This is a genomic window from Pectinatus sottacetonis (assembly GCF_015732155.1).
Lineage (GTDB): Bacteria > Bacillota > Negativicutes > Selenomonadales > Selenomonadaceae > Pectinatus > Pectinatus sottacetonis.
The window spans coordinates 1763457-1781152 of sequence record NZ_WIQK01000001.1 but is presented as its reverse complement, the minus strand read 5'-3'; the positions used below and the strand labels follow the sequence as shown (position 1 = coordinate 1781152).

The window sequence follows — 17696 nt, the reverse complement described above, 5'->3', positions numbered from 1 at the left end:
TTTAATCCTCTCCTAACTGCTGCATTTCTTTTTCCTGATATTGCCCAGTGCGAATATTATAGCCACTGGTAACAGGCATTACAAAAATTTTCCCATCTCCCGGCTGCCCCGTCTGATTTACTTCAATTATAGTTTTAACAGCAAGCTCTACCTGTTCATCATCAACTATAAGAGAAAAAGACCGACGCGGTACCAACCTTGTTCCTTCTGATAAATGTACTCCGATAGCATTAGCCGGGACTTCACCCTCATTTTCAACAATTACATTTATCGCTTCGGTTGCCAGCGGTTTTTTCCCTCTGCCTACAGCTTTTGATACTGTGAAGGAAGGATACCCTGCTCTTGCCAAAGCAGATTTTGTATCATTTATTTTATTCATACGTAAAAAAGCCATTATTTCTTTCATTGCAAGCCCCCCTTACAATCCGGCTTTTCCGGAACTTATCGTATAAGCTTCCTCTACTTCAGTAATAAATATACGACCATCACCAAAGTTGCCATTTTCACCTGTACGAGCATTTTTCATTATAATTCTTACAATATCTTCTTTATCTGAAGAATCAGCAATAATTATTAAAAGTTCCTTTGGCAGTTCATCATAATGAACTTCTCCCACTACGATCCCTTTTTGTCTGCCGCGGCCATAAACTTCTTCTTTTGTTACTCCGACATAACCGGCATCCAGTAACTCAGAAAGTACATCAGCCGATTTCTCTGGACGGACAACAGCACGTATCATTAATAATTCGCTCATATAAAACACTCCTATATCATGGGTATTTTTTTATCTTATTAAACAAGAAAAGGCTGTCGTACAAATATCATTGACCTCATAAAAATGCAAATCACCGTTATGTGGTTTCCTTGTTGCCAAGGGTCCAGAAAAACATTGCATATTTATAATTGAAAATGTTTACGTACTACAGTCCCTTCTTGTTCCAATGTTATTATTTTTCGTATATATTCATCAACAACAATATATCTTGCTGTCAGGCATCCATTAAACCATGTTCCATTAATAACTGTTCCAGACGATCCTGCGTTAATGGCTTTGGTATAATAAACATATCATTGCCATCTATTTTACTTGCCAGTGTACGATATTCTTCAGCCTGGTGACATGTACTATCAAATTCAATAACTGTTTGACGATTAATTTCTGCTCTTTGTACCATATTATCACGCGGCACAAAGTGAATCATCTGCGTACCAAGTTCCTTAGCTACCGATTTAACAAGATCAGCTTCCCCATCAACATTACGACTGTTGCAGATAAGCCCGCCAAGACGAACACCGCCAGTTTCAGCATATTTTTTAATTCCTTTGGAAATATTATTGGCCGCATAAAGTGCCATCATTTCCCCAGAGCAGACAATATATATTTCTTTTGCTTTTCCTTCACGAATAGGCATTGCAAATCCACCACAGACAACATCACCTAGTACATCATAAAACACATAATCAAGATCTTCCGTATATGCGCCAAGCTGTTCAAGCAGGTTTATTGACGTTATTATCCCCCGACCCGCACAACCCACACCAGGTTCAGGCCCTCCCGATTCTACACATTTAATACCACCATAGCCTTTTTTTAATACCATATCCAAATCTACATCATCGCCTTCTTCGCGTAATGTATCAAGTACAGTTTGCTGTGCTAAACCACCCAATATTAATCTGGTAGAATCTGCTTTTGGATCACAACCGACAATCATAATTCTTTTCTTCATTTCGGCTAGTCCGGCATTAAGATTCTGTGTAGTTGTAGATTTTCCGATACCGCCTTTACCGTAAATAGCAACCTGTCTCATGAAAAGCCCTCCAATTATAAACAATTTTAAATTAACCTATCGGCAGATAAAAAAATCCCACCTCGCTTTTCAGCAGGGCGGGACTACTTTGTCCTTTTTAAATTATATAGGGTATTATAGCATCCTTATATAATTATTATTTTGTTTTTTTATAGTGTTAAGTTGTTAAGTTTTGCCGATGTTGTAACTATAAAGCATTGTTTAATCCTTGTCAACAGTTGTAAATCCAACGTATCCTGCCTATGTAGATAGAATATTCTGTTTATATAGGTAAGATATCACTATATATAAAATATAATTTTCCAAAGTTAACATTTTAATACCAGTCTGCTTCATGCTTAATATTTATAAGCTCAAAAAGAAAACCTGTTTTTTTATTAAAATTTATGTTTTTTTGTGTATTTTTTATCAACAATTTTTTTATTTTTTTTTCTTAAATTTTTTCTTAATAAACCTATCCATATTCTTATAAAAGATTTCCTGGAAAAATTTAATTCAAAAACTTTATTAGGCATTGAATCAAAATACACTTTTTTTCTATTAAACCAGTCCAAAATACCGCTATTGACATTTTTATCTGTCATCAGTACATTATTATTATACTAATATCACAAGGAGTATTTACTATGAACAAAAAAATTGCTGTTACCTGTGATGAGAATAATACTTTGACAGATTTCATCGGCCTTTCTCATATAATCATCTTTGAAAACGATAATAATGACTGGTATATACGCAAGCGTTTTCCGTTTAATTTTACCAACATAAAAACAACGCAGGAAATAAGAGACTATACTCGCAACCTGATTTTAAAACTTGATGACTGCCAGATAATTGCCTCCATGTCAATTAACGGATTGATCTACAATGTATTTGATCGAATGAAATTCGCTATTTTTGAGATAGACAAGCTTGATAAAAATATGCTCAATAAAATAATTACTGATATTTATAAGAGTCTGCACCAAATAAACAGCAATGTTTCTGTACCTACAGTTCCTGTAGAAACCACTGATGGTATTTATTATCTTGATCTCATAAAGCTGCAAAAAGCTTATCCAGATATTTCTTCTAAAAAAGCCCTGCGGAAATTTATTGATACAACTCCCTTCATGCGTCTTGATCTTGTATGTTCCCATATTCCGGCATGGCTTAAAACATCAGAATACGACAGTAAACTGGAAATTTCTACCAAAAAAAGCGGCTCTTCTCTTTTAGCTTCAATAAATAAAAAATGTGCCGATTATTCCCATTCATATTGAAAAGAGGTTTTATAATGGATATTACTACTAAATATGGGATATTAAATAATTGTTATAATATCTCTTATCATTCCAACAACCATGTTGCTGACTGTATCTGTCAAAAAGAAAGTCCCCTGACAATAGATGATACCATCTATTATCCCTATTTTACTGAAAATGAGCGCCGAAAACTTTCTCCGTCAGTAAAATTTTATCCTGATGGCAGTATAAAATCACTTTACCTGGAAAAGCGTCTGCTTATTTCTACTAAAATAGGCGAGTTCCCGGCAGAATTAATCACTTTTTATCCTGACGGTACCTTACAGCGCATTTTCCCTTTAAATGGGAAAATAAGTGCTTACTGGACAGAAGAAAATGAAGCTGCACTTTTGCCAAAAATAAACTTTTCTTTTTCCTGCGGCAATATCTCTATACGTCCCATGTGCCTGCATTTCTATAAAAACGACACTTTAAAAAGTCTTACTTTCCAGCCAGCTGAAACAGCTGAAGTAACAACTAGTGCGGGAAATCTGAAAGTAAAATGCGGCCTTTCCTTTTATGATTCGGAAAAACTCCGGTCAACAGAACCTGCTTTCCCCCAAAAAGTAAGTACACCTATCGGTAGAATAACTGCTTTTGATCCTGATAGTGTCGACCTCAGTGCTGATACAAATTCATTTTGCTTTAAAGAAGATGGCTCTATAGCCGTATTAAAAACTACTGATTCCATTACTGTCACTGATAATAACGATACCCAAACGATTATAACACCTGTCAGGCAAAGTCATCCTTTAAATGAAAATGCTACACTTACTATACCGTTGACATTAAACTTTGAAGCACATGAGCTCACAATAATTAAAAGTCCTTCTGAAAAATACTGTTTTAACCTGAATGATTATAAGTCTATAGTAGCTTCACAAAACAGCGACTGATAATAAATTAACGGAAATATTTTACTACAGCCGCACAAATACAAAGATTAAAAAACATAACTGTATAATCTAAACCGGACAATTTTGTTGCAGCAACAAAGGTCCGGTTTTTTTTACGGGAAAAGCCTCTCAATTCAAGACTTATTGCCATATTTTCACTTCGGGAAATAGCCTTAAATACCATAGGTTTTATAATCATCATATAATCTATCATCCGCCTTAATGGATTTCGTGATGGATTAAAACCGCGACACGACTGGGCTTCCTGTACAGCTTTGCTTTCTTTTAGCAGGTCAGGCACAAACCGCAGGACGGCTGTTATCATAAAAGCATAATTATATGGCAGGTAACATTGCTTTACCAATGAAGCTGTTATCGACTGTGTTGGTGTAGTTGCCACTAAAATAAGCAGGGAAACCGCCATTATAAACATTTTATAAGCTGACCCTATTGATAATACGAATGGTGTAGCAAACAACAGTTGTATTCCTGCCAAAATAACGGCAAAAATAATAAGACTGCCAATACCTTTTACCAGATTTCTACCCAATCCCATAAAAAACGCCACAATTAATTCCAATACAGCTAATACCCCTAATGCATACAAATTACTTGTACAAAGAGCAGCTATTGACACAGTCAGTGCCATTACTAATTTTGTAAATGCAGCAAGTACTGCAACTTTTTTATTTTCCGCCATTTGCTTCTCTCCGTATAGCTATCTTTTTATATAATTCTGCCGGTGTCAGACAAATATCCAAGCCCAATTCATTGCTCATGCAGACTGATTCCGGTAATTCAAGTCCCAGATCAAAAGTTTTGTCTTCATTGATAAACAGCTCCCGCGGCGTACCTTTATAGGCTGCTTTTTTATTTGCCAGGACTACTACTTTATCAGCATGTTCAGCCAGGATATCCATATCATGAGTTACCAATATTATACCTATACCACTCTTATTCAATTTCTCCATAAGCCGCAGTAAAATAGTCCGTTCACGACAGTCCTGTCCAGAAGTAGGCTCGTCCAATATTAATATTTCAGGATTAGCCGCAAGTGCTGATGCAATAGACAGTCTTTGTTTATCTCCCAGCGATAGTGTCTGCGGCATCATCCCTGCTTTTTCGGCTAATCCCGTGTCTACCAGTGCCTGCTCCACACTTTTCCTTTTTTCTTTTTCAGTAATTCCCAGGCAGGTGGGAGCATATGCTACTTCCTCATATACAGTAGAGGCAAATAACTGATGATCAGGATTCTGAAAAACATAACCGATATTCTTAGCCAAGGTATATGGTGGTTTGTTACTTATGTCCTGCCCGTCAAGCTCTATAATCCCTTTATCAGGATGAATGAGTCCCATTATAAGTCTGGTCAGTGTAGTTTTTCCCGTACCATTACGTCCAGCCACTGCCGTTATGACAGTTGTATCTATATCCACATTTATATTATCAAATATTTTATTTTCTGAAGCATATCCAAAAGAAACGTTTTTAAAACTCAGCATAAATTATGCTCCATTTCCCAGCGTATTTTCCAACGAAGTGGTATTACTTCCTTATATACATTATTCTTATACATATACTGCATACATTCATCCTTTGTACCACTAATTTTTAAACCGCCGTTATCAATAACTGCTACTTCAGATACAATGTCAAGAATATATTTCAAATCATGCTCTGCCACGATTATAGTCCTGCCATCTTCCTTATTCAGCTTATACAAAAGTTTATATATTTCTCTTGCCCCTTCAGGATCTATTGCCGCAACTGGTTCATCAAGCACCAATATAGGCGTATCCATCGCCAGTACAGATGCCAGTACCAAGCGTTGTTTTTGTCCTCCAGACAACGAGGCAGTTTTTCTTGCACCCATATCTTCCAGTCCTACTTTTTTCAATACATCATAGCATTTTTCCTTGATTTGTTCCGGCGGCATACCCGCATTCTCTAAGGAAAAAGCAATTTCGTCATTAACAGTTTCAGCAACCAGCTGTGCTTCGTAATCGGCCATGACAACCCCGACATTTCGATTCAAAAAGTCACTTGCACTATGTATAACATCTATATCAGCAATATATAATTCTGAATTTTTAAACCCACCAAAATATGAAGGTTTTGCCCCGGCCATTGCCAAAAGCAGTGTAGTCTTGCCGCTGCCATTTGCTCCGGTAATAACACAAAACGCACCACTGGGAACTGACAGATTAATATTCTGCAGCATGAATGCTTCTTTTTTTGTCACCGTTTCATCATTAAAAATACGCGCTGCCGGAAAATACAAAAGCTGCCCAGCTAAAGACCCCAATGCTGCTACTAAAAGCACTGCCGGCAACATAGCATATAAATATAATGACATCGGCAAAGATAAGATCACTTTAGTCAGTGTAACAAAAATTCCTCCACTGATAAACGTGGTTATAAATATTACAATTACTGGTTCTATACTTACTTTCCCCAGTTTTATATTAAAAATACGGGAACCTGCCAGAAGTGCACAGACAAAAGCAGCAGCCGGATCACTTAACAGGTTGGCATAAGGCAGCGCCGCTTTTGATGTCATGGTCGCTATGATTCCCGAAACCATGCCAATTCCAAAGCCCTGCTTGGGTGATGGCCTGCACAGTAAAATAGCCATGACATACATCACAATGTTCCAATTAAGGGAAATTCCTCCTATATTGGGTGATATTATACGCAGGATAACTCCAATAGCCAGCAGTAACGTAGTTATTGTTATCCAGCGCAGATCACTACCTTTTTTGTATTTCTTCCCCGTCATTTAACCATTCCTTCCCATTGTGGATGCTATGTATATAATTAATTTAATTTTCAATTATTGTATAATACAAGTTAACATTTTCCTACATTCGGATAAAATATATATTATCACAATATGCTCATAAATCAAGTATTTTCATTTTTTTGAAGTTAATAATCTTCACATTATGCCCATTAATACATAAAACCATTTTATCATTTTTCATTTTGCATAATATTTTATGAAATTTATTTCAACCAGCATTACATTATAAATTATATATTATTGGCTTTTTTCTATGATTGCAGCTAATTTTCTTATTGCTGCTGCAAAATCTTTACAATTAAGATAGGAATATGATATTCGCAGAGAATTATTATGTTTAAAATCATAAACTTCCCCCGGGGCTATCAAAATATTTTCTTTTACCGCTGCAAAAAATATCTTTTCTGTCGCAATATATTTTTTGAATGTAATCCAGATATAAAAACCTCCCTGGGGAATATTCCATTTTGCCTTTCCTGCAAAAAGCATTTTAACCCATTTCAAGGCATTATCTCTTCTTATCAATAATTTCTGCTGCAAATTCACAAGATGCTTTTCATACATACCACTTTCTATAAATTCCGCTAATATCAGCTGTGAAATAGAGCTTGTCCCGTAATCCATCTGCATTTTTATATCGCCCAACCTCTGTACTATTGCTTCTGATGCTACAAGCCATCCCACTCTCAGGCCTGGTGCCAGAGTCTTAGATGCCGTTCCCAGATATATGACCAGCTCTGTTTTATCCATAGCTTTTAACGGTATTATTTTTTTACTCCCGAAACTAAGTTCCTGATATGCTGCATCTTCAATAATGGGCAGCTGATTATCATTGCAAAACTGCATTAATTCCCGGCGGCGTTTCAATGACATAGTTATTCCCGTTGGATTATGGTTTGTCGGTATTGTATAAATTATCGGAAATTTTCTCTGATGGATTTCTTTTGCTATGGAGGACATCTGCCAGAACTCTATTCCCGCTTCATCAAGACCGACTCCCCGTAGTTTCATACCTGCTGATTGAAATACTTCTAACGATTTTAAATAAGTAGGCATCTCCATATATATTGTCGCCCCTTTTTTCAACAGCCCCACTGATATCAACTGCAGCCCCTGAAGTGAACCCGATGTAATTAAAATATTATCAGCAGATATATTATGCATTCCCTGCTTTTTCAAATGCTCAGCCAATACTTCTCTTAAATGCAGCGACCCCAATGTTCTTAAATAACCAAACTTGATATGTTTTCTGCTTAAAATGCCTAAAACCTTGTCCCACATATCATAAGGAAACAAATCAGGTGCTATTTCGCCTGTACCCAGCCGCATAATATTCGGCTCAAATTCCAGTCGGTTAATTTCCTGAATAATATGATTATTGGCCTTAAACGCTCCAGCATTAATATATTTGCCCCAGTCTAATGCAGATGACATCATCACTGACCATGTATTATTTACAATTTTTGTTCCCATTCTGCCATAACTTTTTACTATTCCATATGATGCTAATTCATCCATAGCGGTGACAACTGTACTTCTATTTACACCAAAAATTTCAGCCAGTTTTCGCTGCGGTGGCAGCTTAGTACCAATGCTCCATTCTCCCTGTGCTATTTTTTTACAGACAAATTCAACTATTTGCCTATATAAAGGCTTAACGATACATTTTTTTTCTTTCCATGTTGTTAAAAATTGCCAGTTATCATTTTTACTCATTTCTATTCCTTTTCATTTTTTGGTTGGTTTTAATATTTTTTTGGTTGGATATTTATATTACAAAGTATACTATAATATTATTACAAGTAAAACTTATAACCATTTTTTTGGTTGGAAAGGATTCAAAATGCATTTTTTTATAGAAGGCTTATTTATTGGACTGGCTTATCTTGCACCTATTGGTATGCAAAACTTATATGTAATTAATACAGCAATGCATCACAATCGCAGCCGCTCTTTGGCTGCTGCATTGATCGTAATTTTTTTTGACATTACTTTATCTATATCATGTTTTTTTGGTATAGGATCAATAATAGATTATTTTCAGGCTGTAAAATTATTTTTACTCGCACTGGGAAGCATTCTGCTTATGTTTATCGGGCTCAACTTAATAAGACACCCTGATACTGCCTGCGATAATAAGTTTACAAACGACTCATTACCCCAGACCATTTACAAGTCCTGCATTGTCACATGGTGCAATCCGCAGGCAATTATCGACGGCACCATTATGCTGGGAGCTTTTCATGCTATATTCAATAACGATGAGGCTGTCTTCTTCCTCACAGGAATCGTTACAGCCTCATTCATTTGGTTTATTGGTTTGTCATTCTTTGTTTCCAGTTTCAACAATAAAATCAATAAAAATATTTTTGCAAAAATCAATTTGGTATGTGGTGCCATAATCATTGGTTATGGACTGAAACTTTTTTATGAGTTAAGCAGCAGTCTTATATAATACTCTTACTGAAAGTTAAACTTCATCTTGACAGCCGTATCAGCATAATTATCAGACCGTAAAACAGCTTTTATAGCAGCATTATTCTTGGCAGGATTAAGAACAACCGCTTTGCCCAGCGGTAGTTCAAACTTCATTGTGCTGCCGCGGGGAATGCTCACATCACGTCTGCATTCTACGGAATTCGCCAAATGCTTGGTTATAGTATTAGACGGATCTTTTATATTGGCCAGATCTATATTATATGGAATAAAAGTTAATACTGGATTTTTTATAGCACGATCTGTATTATTTTTTATGGTCAACACCAATTTAGCATTGCCAGGAAAAATTACTGAGCTGTTTTCACCAGAATCTGCGGTTCCTGATAGATCAGAGGACTTTCCCATATTTACAATAACACCATCACTGCCGCTTTCCTGCGGCCGCCCTGGAAAAGCAACGGATAATCCCAGCCTGCCTTTGGCAAGTCCGTTAACCGCATTAGTAAAATTATCTTCCGAACCATTTCCTTGTACTGATTTATCCATATCAATCTTTGCGGCCTCTGCTCTGGCACTTTCTTGTTCCTGCTCAAATTTTTGCTCTGCTTCTAACTGTTTTACTGGATTAAACCATGTATTTATGATTAAAAGAAATGCCAGAACAAAAACATATAATATAGCTGCACCAGCTATAATTTTATTTAATGGAAGCATTCCGGCATTTTGCACAGCCTTTTTTAATTTAGCTCCATTTTGATAACGTTCATCGGGATCTGATGCCAAACAGTGTTCTAATATTTTTCTATATTTTCCTTTATAGTCTGTTCCCAAAAGATTTTTCATCGTCATTCCCAAAGAATAAACATCGCTGCGAAAATCAGCTTTGCCCAGTACCGCCTGTTCAGGCGGCGCAAATCCCACTAAGCCTTTATAGCTTAGTTCGCTAGTATAAGTATTTCCTTCAATCGCATGATCAAATACAATAAATTTAACATTTTTACTTGTAAACATTATAGTCTTAGGACTGATTGCCCTGTGTGTTATATTATTTTCATGAAGTGTTTTCAAACCTGAAGCTAATTGACGAAAAATCATCTTTGCCAATTCATCGTTTATCGGCTCCAAGTCCCTTTGTTTCATCCATTCCGAAAGTGTTATCCCATTTACATATTCTTCGATAACTGTTGTTATGCCAAAGGTCTTATTTTCTCCGCAATAAATTATTCTGGGCAATGCCGGATCAATTAAATTACGCATTTTAGCATAAACCAGCCCTACAGCATTTATTCGTTTTAAAACAAAAAAACTCCCTGTAATCTTATCCGTTACAAGCAGGGTTTTTCCAAAACTGTTACTTTTTAATTCCCTAACTTTTTTGTATTTTTCCTCGATAGGGTCATTCTGAAACATTTCCTTTTTCTTTTCTTCCAATTTTATTTTGTCATTATCAAGCTGCTCCTGATCCATAAAATCAACCCTGCTCTTTTCAATTTTATTCAATAAATTATTCCATTCATTACTATTTTCTCGTATTATCATGACTGACACAAATATTAATTCCATAAAATGATATTTTCATTTATATAATAATACTATATCTAATATTTGACATGTACCTGCAAAATACCTGTAAAAATTTTTTTTATCTGCAATTATTTATTAAAGGTAAAATCTTGCAATCAATGTTATTACGTGATAAAATAATAAAATGAATATTATGTAAAGGGGTGAATTACTTGCCAAATATTAAGTCTTCCATTCGGAGTGTAAAAACTGATGCTGAACGCCGTGCGAAAAATGCAGCAGTAAAATCTACTGTAAAAACTGCTTTCCGCAAGGTTAGTGATGCAGTTAAAGCCGGCAATGCTGATGAAGCAAAAACATTTTTAGCTGTTGCTTGCAAAAAAATAGATAAAGCTGCTGCTGACCACGTATATCACAAGAATACCGCAGCTCGCCGTAAATCCCGTTTAGCCAAAAAGATCAGTGCCATTGTAAAATAATATTTTTAGAGGAACCTGCTTCTAAAATTAGGGGCAGGTTTTTTTATGGCATCAATATCATTATTGGCAGAGAATATATTTTTCTTTAAACATTGACAGTTACTATGGTTTGTGATAGAATAGTTTTCGCAGTTATGAAATGAATATGGCCCTGTAGCTCAGTTGGATTAGAGTGTTTGACTACGAATCAAAAGGTCGCAGGTTCGAATCCTGCCAGGGTCACCATTTATATGGGTAGGTGCCCGAGTGGTTAAAGGGAACAGACTGTAAATCTGTCACCGTGAGGTTACGATGGTTCGAATCCATCCCTGCCCACCATATTTTACAATTTCATATGGCCCTGTAGCTCAGTTGGATTAGAGTGTTTGACTACGAATCAAAAGGTCGCAGGTTCGAATCCTGCCAGGGTCACCATTTTACATGGGTAGGTGCCCGAGTGGTTAAAGGGAACAGACTGTAAATCTGTCACCGTGAGGTTACGATGGTTCGAATCCATCCCTGCCCACCATACTGGTGAATTTAGTAAAGTTTTGATATAAAATCAAAGCTTTATTTTTTTGCCTTATTTTATATTTAAAATACTCTAGCCTTTATTTTTTTGTCAACTATTTTTCTGTATTAGTTGACTATAACTTATATTATGCTCTATTATATTAATTGAGTTAACTAATACAAGGCTCCATATAAAAGGATGGTTTTCATGTCTTCTACCCGCAATATTGCAAAAATGGCCGTTTGTGTTGCCATAATATGTATATCGGCTTATCTGTCATTTCCTCTTCCCTTTACCACTGTGCCATTTACTTTTCTGACTTTATCCATGCTTTTGACTTCATTTATACTTCCGCCATGGCAGACTTTTATCACATTGACAGTCTATGTATTATTGGGTTCTGCAGGACTGCCTGTATTTGCCAATGGCAGTAGTGGTATTGGTGTACTATTTTCTCCTAACGGCGGTTACCTTATAGGTTTTATAATTGCTTATCCCATATGCAGTTTTTTAAAAGGAACCCCCCCAAACCTACGCCGTTATTTTGCAGCTGGTCTTATAAGTATTCCCATATCGTACATATTCGGAGTAATAGGTATATGTTTAACAGCCGGACTCTCTGTTACACAGGCTGTTTTTGCAGGCGTCCTGCCGTTTTTAATCGGAGATATCATAAAGGATTTTCTGGCAGCCTATATTGGTGTTCATCTAAAAAGACTTTTGCCTTAAAAAGGCCATAAAATCGGTACTGCTGCACAAATGTCATTAACCTCATAAAACATATGCATCCGTCCTCTGCTGTTTTATAAACAAGCAGGAAAGACATGCTTATCGTTTATGACTGAAAATGCGTACGTGCAGCAGCCCCGACCTTTGTGTTACATATTTTCTGTTAATCTACCGCAACGATTACAGAACTTGCCTTAATAACCGCGTAAGCTTCTTTTCCTAATTCCAGTCCCAATTCTTCTGCGGATTGTTTAGTAATCGTCGCACTAATGACATCCCCGCTGGCTAATTTTATTTTAACCACATCATTAACACTACCGCTGTTAATTTCACATACTGTACCTTTTAACTGATTTCTTGCACTTAATTTCATAACAATAACCTCACCTTTTTAAAATAATAATTTTTTCTGGCGGCATAGTTAAAAACAATTCTTTACCTTCTAACTGCCGCCATATTTTTTTATCCATTTCCCAACGCATTGCCCTTCCACTCGTCCCATATGGACGTACCATAACAATAAAGGAAAACGTGTCTTCTATGACCCTGTCTATGACAACTTTAAAGCAATTGATACTGCTGCCTTCAGCCTGTTTTATCCCTGGCTGGAAAAAATGGGCCCGAAAACCAATATATGACAAATCATCCGGTATTTCCTGTCTGCACGTAAGTTCCAGCTGCCAATCAACAGCATATAATTTATACCTGGACACTTTCTTAGCCGCTGACATATTTTTACAACCAGTAAGTAGTGTTGCCGTTGATGTACGCGGATCATCGAATATTGTATATTTATCGCTCACAACTTCTATCTTGCCCTTATTCATTACTGCTATCCGATTGCACAAACGATAAACTTCATCGCGATTGTGAGAAACAAACAATGTCGTTTTTTTATATTTTTCTAACAGCTCACCCACTTCTAGTTCCAGCTGCCAGCGAAGATAACTATCCAATGCGGAAAAAGGTTCATCCAACATTAACAGCTCTGATTCTGCTGCCAGTATACGGGCAAAAGCTGCTCTTTGCTGCTGTCCGCCGGATAAACTAGCCGGATATGCATCTTCTAACCCTTGTAAATGAAATCTATTGATATTTTCTTTTACTATACATACTTTATCCCTGTTGTTTCCCGCCGCAACAAAAGCAATATTTTCTTTTACCGTCATATTGGGAAATAGGGCATAGTTCTGAAAAAGGTAACCAGCACGGCGCTGCTGGGGCAATAAATTTATTTTCTTTTCACTATCAAAAAAAACTTTACCGTCAAATTCAATATATCCTGAATCAGGTGTTTCTATACCGGCAATACATTTCAATGTCATACTCTTACCGCAACCTGATGCCCCTAGAACAGCTAACGTTTCATTCTCTACTGTAAAATTAACATTAAGCTCAAACGAATTTAATTTCTTTTGTATTTTTACTTTCAGGGACATTGTCAAGCCCCATTTCCGGCAGAAATTTGTATTTTTCTACCATCACTTTTTTGTAGCCAAAAATTCATCAGCATGATAACAACAAAGGAAAACCCCATAATTACACACACCCAGAAAACGGCTACTTTATCATCACCAGCCTGTACAGCAGAATAAATTGCTGTTGACATAGTCTGGGTAATTCCCGGAATATTTCCGGCAATCATTATCGTTGCCCCGAATTCTCCCAAGGCACGTGTAAAAGCTAAAATAACACCGGCAATAATACCATGTTTTGTATTAGGAATAATTATATGCCAGAATATTCTCCATTCAGAAACTCCCAGCGTTCTCGCCGCATAAATAATATTTTTATCTATCTGTTCAAATGCACCACGCGTAGTCCTGTATACAAGTGGAAACGCCACTGCCACTGCCGCTAAAACTGTTGCTTCCCATGAAAAAACCAGAGAATACCCCAGCTGCATCAGTAGTTGTCCCATTGGACTATTTCTGCCAAAAACAAACAGTAATATAAATCCCAGAACAGTTGGGGGCAAAACCAGAGGCAGTGTTAATACAGCATCGAACAAACCTTTAAAACGCTTCATTTTAACAACAATATAAGCAGCATATATCCCAGTAAAGAAAGCTATCACTGTTGCCAGACATGATGTCCGCAGTGATATTAGCAGCGGCGAATAATCTATAATCATTTAGCAGGAGAAAAACCATATTTTTCAAATATTTTTGCTGCTTCCGGTGTCTGTAAAAAATCAACAAATTTCTTCGCCGCTTCCATATTTTTTGTTGATTTTAATATTGCCACAGGATATATTATCGGTTTATGCGTTCCAGCAGGAGCCTGAGCGATAATTTTCACTTCATCAGATATAGCAGCATCCGTTTTATAAACAAGTCCGCAATCAGCCTCTCCATTTTCTACCCATGTAAGAACAGCACGAACATCACTACCGTAAACTAATTTTGGCTTTACCGCATCAAGATATTTAAGACTCACAAAAATTTGCTGTGCATACTGTCCAGCTGGAACACTTTTAGGATCTCCCATAGCTATTTTATGCACCTTAGCAGTTGTAAGATCAGAGAATTTTTTTATTCCAGCTTTGTTATCCTTAGGGGTTATTAAAACTATTGTGTTAACTAAAAGATTTTTGCGCGTCCCATCTGCTAGCAGCTTTTTTTGTTCAAGCGCATTCATCTGTTTTTGCGCTGCCGAAATGAATATATCCGCTGGAGCTCCCTGCTCTATTTGCCGCTGCAACGATCCACTGGATGCTAAATTAAATGTAAGATCCACATTGGGATTATTTTTAACATATTCTTTTTTCAATGCTCCCATTACATCTTTTAAACTGGCTGCCGCTGAAACAACAATTTTTTCCTTGGCAGGCTGAACGGCTTTTTTTTCACTAATCTGCTGTCCGCAGCCAGCCATAGAAAACATCAGCATTCCCACTAATATAACGGTAGCTGCCATCATAAAACTTTTTCCTAATCTCATATGTACATCTCCTTACAATTTAACAGTTTTATATGAGGAAAATTTTAATTTTGCATTTCAGCAGAAGTCATACTGTCCCCAAATAAATTAAAACCATCTATTATAAACCAAAACAATAATATATATTCACATAACATTTTTTATATATTATTATCAAAGTCATAATGCTAATTATATTATAATATTACACATTTCTGTATTACGGAAAAAGTAAAATTAATATATAAATATTATATTTATTTTATATTTATGTCAAACGGTACTTTTATAATATTTAATATTATATTATTATAAAATTATTATAAAATTATACAACAAATAATAAATAAAAAATGCTTTTTCATTTATTATTATCATTTTATAAGGCAAAAAATTTTTTATCTATTTTTATTTATTTTTATTTAAATTGGATATAAAAATAGCCTGCCATGAGATTTTACTCCCTAGCAGGCCGGTAAAATATTTTATTATATTTTAAATTTCTTGGTCTGGGTCAACAGTTTATCAGCTAATTCCTGTAAATTTTGACAGGAAGCTGATATTTCTTCCATTGATGCTGATTGCTGTTCTGTCGAAGCAGAAGTATTTTCCATTTCGCCTACTACTACTTTAGTTTCATTATCAACATCCTGCATTTTTCCTAATATATTTTCGCCGTTTTTCGCAACTTCAGCCATCGTTTCCGACATTTCTCTGACCTGCATGGCAACAGACGCTGTAGTCTGCATTATGTTGGAAAAAGCTTCCCCCGATTTGTTGACTGATTCCATTCCCTGCTGGACTTCTCCTGTACCTGATGATATAGCATCAACAGCTGCCTGCGTCTCTTTTTGTATTTTCCCTATTAGTTCAGCAATCTGCTGGGCTGCTTCCTGTGACTGTTCAGCAAGTTTTCGCACTTCTTCTGCAACCACCGCAAACCCCTTGCCCTGTTCACCAGCGCGAGCTGCCTCTATAGCTGCATTCAATGCCAATAAATTTGTCTGACCGGCTATTCCTGAAATAGTATCAACTATCTGCCCAATTTCTTTGGATCTGTCACCCAATGTTGATATAACATTTGAAGAACGTTTGGTTGTTTCTTCTATAACCTTCATCTGATCGATAGTAGCAAACATTATCTGTGTTCCTTCATTTGCAGTATTAAGTGTTTTTTCTGCATCATCGGCAGCAGATTTGGCATCCGCTGATACTTTCTGCATATACTGCGTTGCGCTTTCTGTGTCCTTAGTAGATTGGTTTATCCCTTTAGCCTGTTTATCTGCTGACTGGGCAACAACAGTAACTGACTGGGCTATACTTTGAATAGCATTTGCAGACTGGTCTGCTCCATTGGCAACCTGAGAAACTGTAGAAGCAACATTATTTGCCGTTGCTTGGATAGTCTTTAATAGTTCTCGTATATTTCGTACAGTTTTGTTATAAACTTCTGCCATTTGTCCAAATTCGTCATTACCAGCAAAATTTATCTGCTGTTTCAGATCTCCTTCAGACACCTTTTGCGACACAAGTAAAAAATCTTTAATAAATTTATCCATATACCGTGTAACAATAGTTGCTATTATCATTCCTAATATCAGCACAATCAATAGTCCTATCGTCGTGACCCATTTCGTTTTGGTATATGATGCACTACCGTCTGTAACATCCCTTGCTGCCTCATCCTTAGTAACGGTAAAATACTTATTTATATCACTACTAAGCTGTTTACGCAATATATCAATCTTATCTGTCTGTGCTGCCACAGCCTCACTATGCAGTTCCTGTCCTGACTGTATCATCTGTATTCGTTTATTAGCTGCTGCCTTATAATCCTGCCATATGTTTATTGTCTTTTTAATAGATGGTTTGTATTGCGACGATGATGTTTTATATAATTTTTGAAAATCTTCATCTATTAATTGTTCATTTTTTTGCATATCAGCACTATTACTGGAATTAGAACTTAATAATATACTCTGCTGATCAGATAAATACAAACCCAAATTTTTGCTTATATCCGACATCAAAACAATTTTAGGTACTTTTTTAGTTCCTAATTCAGTAAGACGCGCATTTACTGAGGCCAAGGAATACAATGAAAAAACTCCTACAATTCCTGTTAAAATTATTACAATTGCATACGACAAATACATTCTAACCTTTAAATTCATAACAGACACATCCTTTGCTTCATGTAAGATATCCAATGTAAAATCATGATAATAATTTGTTTTATAATATAATTCATATTATAAATATATTCCTTTATAGAAAGATTCTTAACATTATAGTTCTTATATGATAGTTACTAATT

At 36.1% G+C, this 17696-nt stretch carries 19 protein-coding genes and 4 tRNA genes; 9 read left to right on the top strand and 14 right to left on the bottom strand.

What is annotated here, in order from left to right; all coding sequences use genetic code 11:
• Window position 1: 1 nt before the first annotated feature.
• The 4 genes from I6760_RS08315 to I6760_RS08300 all read right to left on the bottom strand — a co-directional run bounded on the left by I6760_RS08315 (window position 2) and on the right by I6760_RS08300 (window position 2395).
• Window positions 2-406, bottom strand: coding sequence for a P-II family nitrogen regulator (locus I6760_RS08315; RefSeq protein ID WP_196594004.1), 405 nt, complete (start codon window positions 404-406; stop codon window positions 2-4).
• Between the two features lie 12 nt (window positions 407-418).
• A complete protein-coding gene (locus I6760_RS08310) occupies window positions 419-754 on the bottom strand; it encodes a P-II family nitrogen regulator (protein ID WP_196594003.1) in 336 nt (111 codons plus the stop codon).
• A gap of 235 nt (window positions 755-989) precedes the next feature.
• Window positions 990-1811, bottom strand: a complete 822-nt coding sequence (gene nifH / locus I6760_RS08305; RefSeq protein ID WP_196594002.1) for a nitrogenase iron protein — start codon at window positions 1809-1811, stop codon at window positions 990-992.
• A gap of 377 nt (window positions 1812-2188) precedes the next feature.
• On the bottom strand, window positions 2189-2395 hold the full coding sequence (locus I6760_RS08300) for a hypothetical protein (RefSeq protein WP_196594001.1): 207 nt from the start codon (window positions 2393-2395) through the stop codon (window positions 2189-2191).
• Between the two features lie 42 nt (window positions 2396-2437).
• Here I6760_RS08300 and I6760_RS08295 point away from each other — a divergent pair, with 42 nt between their 5' ends.
• Both I6760_RS08295 and I6760_RS08290 read left to right on the top strand, forming a co-directional pair.
• Window positions 2438-3073, top strand: a complete 636-nt coding sequence (locus tag I6760_RS08295) for a Fe-only nitrogenase accessory AnfO family protein (protein ID WP_196594000.1) — start codon at window positions 2438-2440, stop codon at window positions 3071-3073.
• 14 nt (window positions 3074-3087) lie between these two features.
• Window positions 3088-3990, top strand: coding sequence for a hypothetical protein (locus I6760_RS08290; protein WP_196593999.1), 903 nt, complete (start codon window positions 3088-3090; stop codon window positions 3988-3990).
• Window positions 3991-3997: 7 nt separating this feature from the next.
• Here I6760_RS08290 and I6760_RS08285 read toward each other — a convergent pair whose 3' ends face one another.
• The 4 genes from I6760_RS08285 to I6760_RS08270 all read right to left on the bottom strand — a co-directional run bounded on the left by I6760_RS08285 (window position 3998) and on the right by I6760_RS08270 (window position 8509).
• Window positions 3998-4690 (bottom strand): energy-coupling factor transporter transmembrane component T family protein, encoded by a 693-nt coding sequence (locus I6760_RS08285; protein ID WP_196593998.1) that lies wholly within the window; start codon window positions 4688-4690, stop codon window positions 3998-4000.
• Entirely contained in the window at window positions 4677-5492 is an 816-nt protein-coding gene (locus I6760_RS08280) for an energy-coupling factor ABC transporter ATP-binding protein (RefSeq protein ID WP_196593997.1), read from the bottom strand. The genes I6760_RS08285 and I6760_RS08280 overlap by 14 nt, the downstream gene beginning before the upstream one ends.
• Complete coding sequence (locus I6760_RS08275) at window positions 5486-6769, bottom strand: tryptophan transporter (RefSeq protein ID WP_196593996.1); 1284 nt, start codon at window positions 6767-6769, stop codon at window positions 5486-5488. The genes I6760_RS08280 and I6760_RS08275 overlap by 7 nt, the downstream gene beginning before the upstream one ends.
• 261 nt (window positions 6770-7030) lie before the next feature.
• Window positions 7031-8509 carry an aminotransferase-like domain-containing protein gene (locus I6760_RS08270; protein ID WP_196593995.1) on the bottom strand — a complete coding sequence of 493 codons (1479 nt, stop codon included), beginning with the start codon at window positions 8507-8509 and terminating at the stop codon, window positions 7031-7033.
• 127 nt (window positions 8510-8636) lie between these two features.
• On the opposite strand from I6760_RS08270, the gene I6760_RS08265 reads away from it, so the two are divergent.
• Window positions 8637-9248, top strand: a complete 612-nt coding sequence (locus I6760_RS08265) for a LysE/ArgO family amino acid transporter (protein WP_196593994.1) — start codon at window positions 8637-8639, stop codon at window positions 9246-9248.
• Window positions 9249-9253: 5 nt separating this feature from the next.
• Here I6760_RS08265 and I6760_RS08260 read toward each other — a convergent pair whose 3' ends face one another.
• Window positions 9254-10771, bottom strand: coding sequence for a protein kinase domain-containing protein (locus tag I6760_RS08260; protein WP_196593993.1), 1518 nt, complete (start codon window positions 10769-10771; stop codon window positions 9254-9256).
• A 197-nt stretch (window positions 10772-10968) separates the two neighbouring features.
• Here I6760_RS08260 and rpsT point away from each other — a divergent pair, with 197 nt between their 5' ends.
• The 6 genes from rpsT to I6760_RS08230 all read left to right on the top strand — a co-directional run bounded on the left by rpsT (window position 10969) and on the right by I6760_RS08230 (window position 12457).
• On the top strand, window positions 10969-11235 hold the full coding sequence (gene rpsT / locus I6760_RS08255) for a 30S ribosomal protein S20 (protein WP_196593992.1): 267 nt from the start codon (window positions 10969-10971) through the stop codon (window positions 11233-11235).
• Window positions 11236-11382: 147 nt separating this feature from the next.
• Window positions 11383-11460: transfer RNA gene (locus I6760_RS08250), tRNA-Arg, on the top strand.
• Window positions 11461-11467: 7 nt separating this feature from the next.
• A tRNA-Tyr gene (locus tag I6760_RS08245) sits at window positions 11468-11553 on the top strand.
• An 18-nt stretch (window positions 11554-11571) separates the two neighbouring features.
• A tRNA-Arg gene (locus I6760_RS08240) sits at window positions 11572-11649 on the top strand.
• An 8-nt stretch (window positions 11650-11657) separates the two neighbouring features.
• A tRNA-Tyr gene (locus tag I6760_RS08235) sits at window positions 11658-11743 on the top strand.
• Between the two features lie 192 nt (window positions 11744-11935).
• A complete protein-coding gene (locus I6760_RS08230) occupies window positions 11936-12457 on the top strand; it encodes a biotin transporter BioY (RefSeq protein ID WP_196593991.1) in 522 nt (173 codons plus the stop codon).
• Window positions 12458-12620: 163 nt separating this feature from the next.
• On the opposite strand, the gene I6760_RS08225 is transcribed toward I6760_RS08230, so the two are convergent.
• From I6760_RS08225 to I6760_RS08205, 5 genes are all read right to left on the bottom strand, one after another.
• Window positions 12621-12830: a TOBE domain-containing protein gene (locus I6760_RS08225; RefSeq protein ID WP_196593990.1), complete on the bottom strand. Its 210-nt coding sequence runs from the start codon at window positions 12828-12830 to the stop codon at window positions 12621-12623.
• A 10-nt stretch (window positions 12831-12840) separates the two neighbouring features.
• A complete protein-coding gene (locus I6760_RS08220; protein ID WP_196593989.1) occupies window positions 12841-13896 on the bottom strand; it encodes a sulfate/molybdate ABC transporter ATP-binding protein in 1056 nt (351 codons plus the stop codon).
• Between the two features lie 2 nt (window positions 13897-13898).
• Window positions 13899-14591: a molybdate ABC transporter permease subunit gene (gene modB, locus I6760_RS08215; RefSeq protein ID WP_196593988.1), complete on the bottom strand. Its 693-nt coding sequence runs from the start codon at window positions 14589-14591 to the stop codon at window positions 13899-13901.
• The gene (gene modA, locus I6760_RS08210; RefSeq protein ID WP_196593987.1) at window positions 14588-15400 is read right to left on the bottom strand and encodes a molybdate ABC transporter substrate-binding protein; all 813 of its coding nucleotides are present in this window, start codon (window positions 15398-15400) and stop codon (window positions 14588-14590) included. The genes modB and modA overlap by 4 nt, the downstream gene beginning before the upstream one ends.
• A gap of 467 nt (window positions 15401-15867) precedes the next feature.
• Window positions 15868-17553: a methyl-accepting chemotaxis protein gene (locus I6760_RS08205; protein WP_196593986.1), complete on the bottom strand. Its 1686-nt coding sequence runs from the start codon at window positions 17551-17553 to the stop codon at window positions 15868-15870.
• Window positions 17554-17696 lie beyond the last annotated feature (143 nt).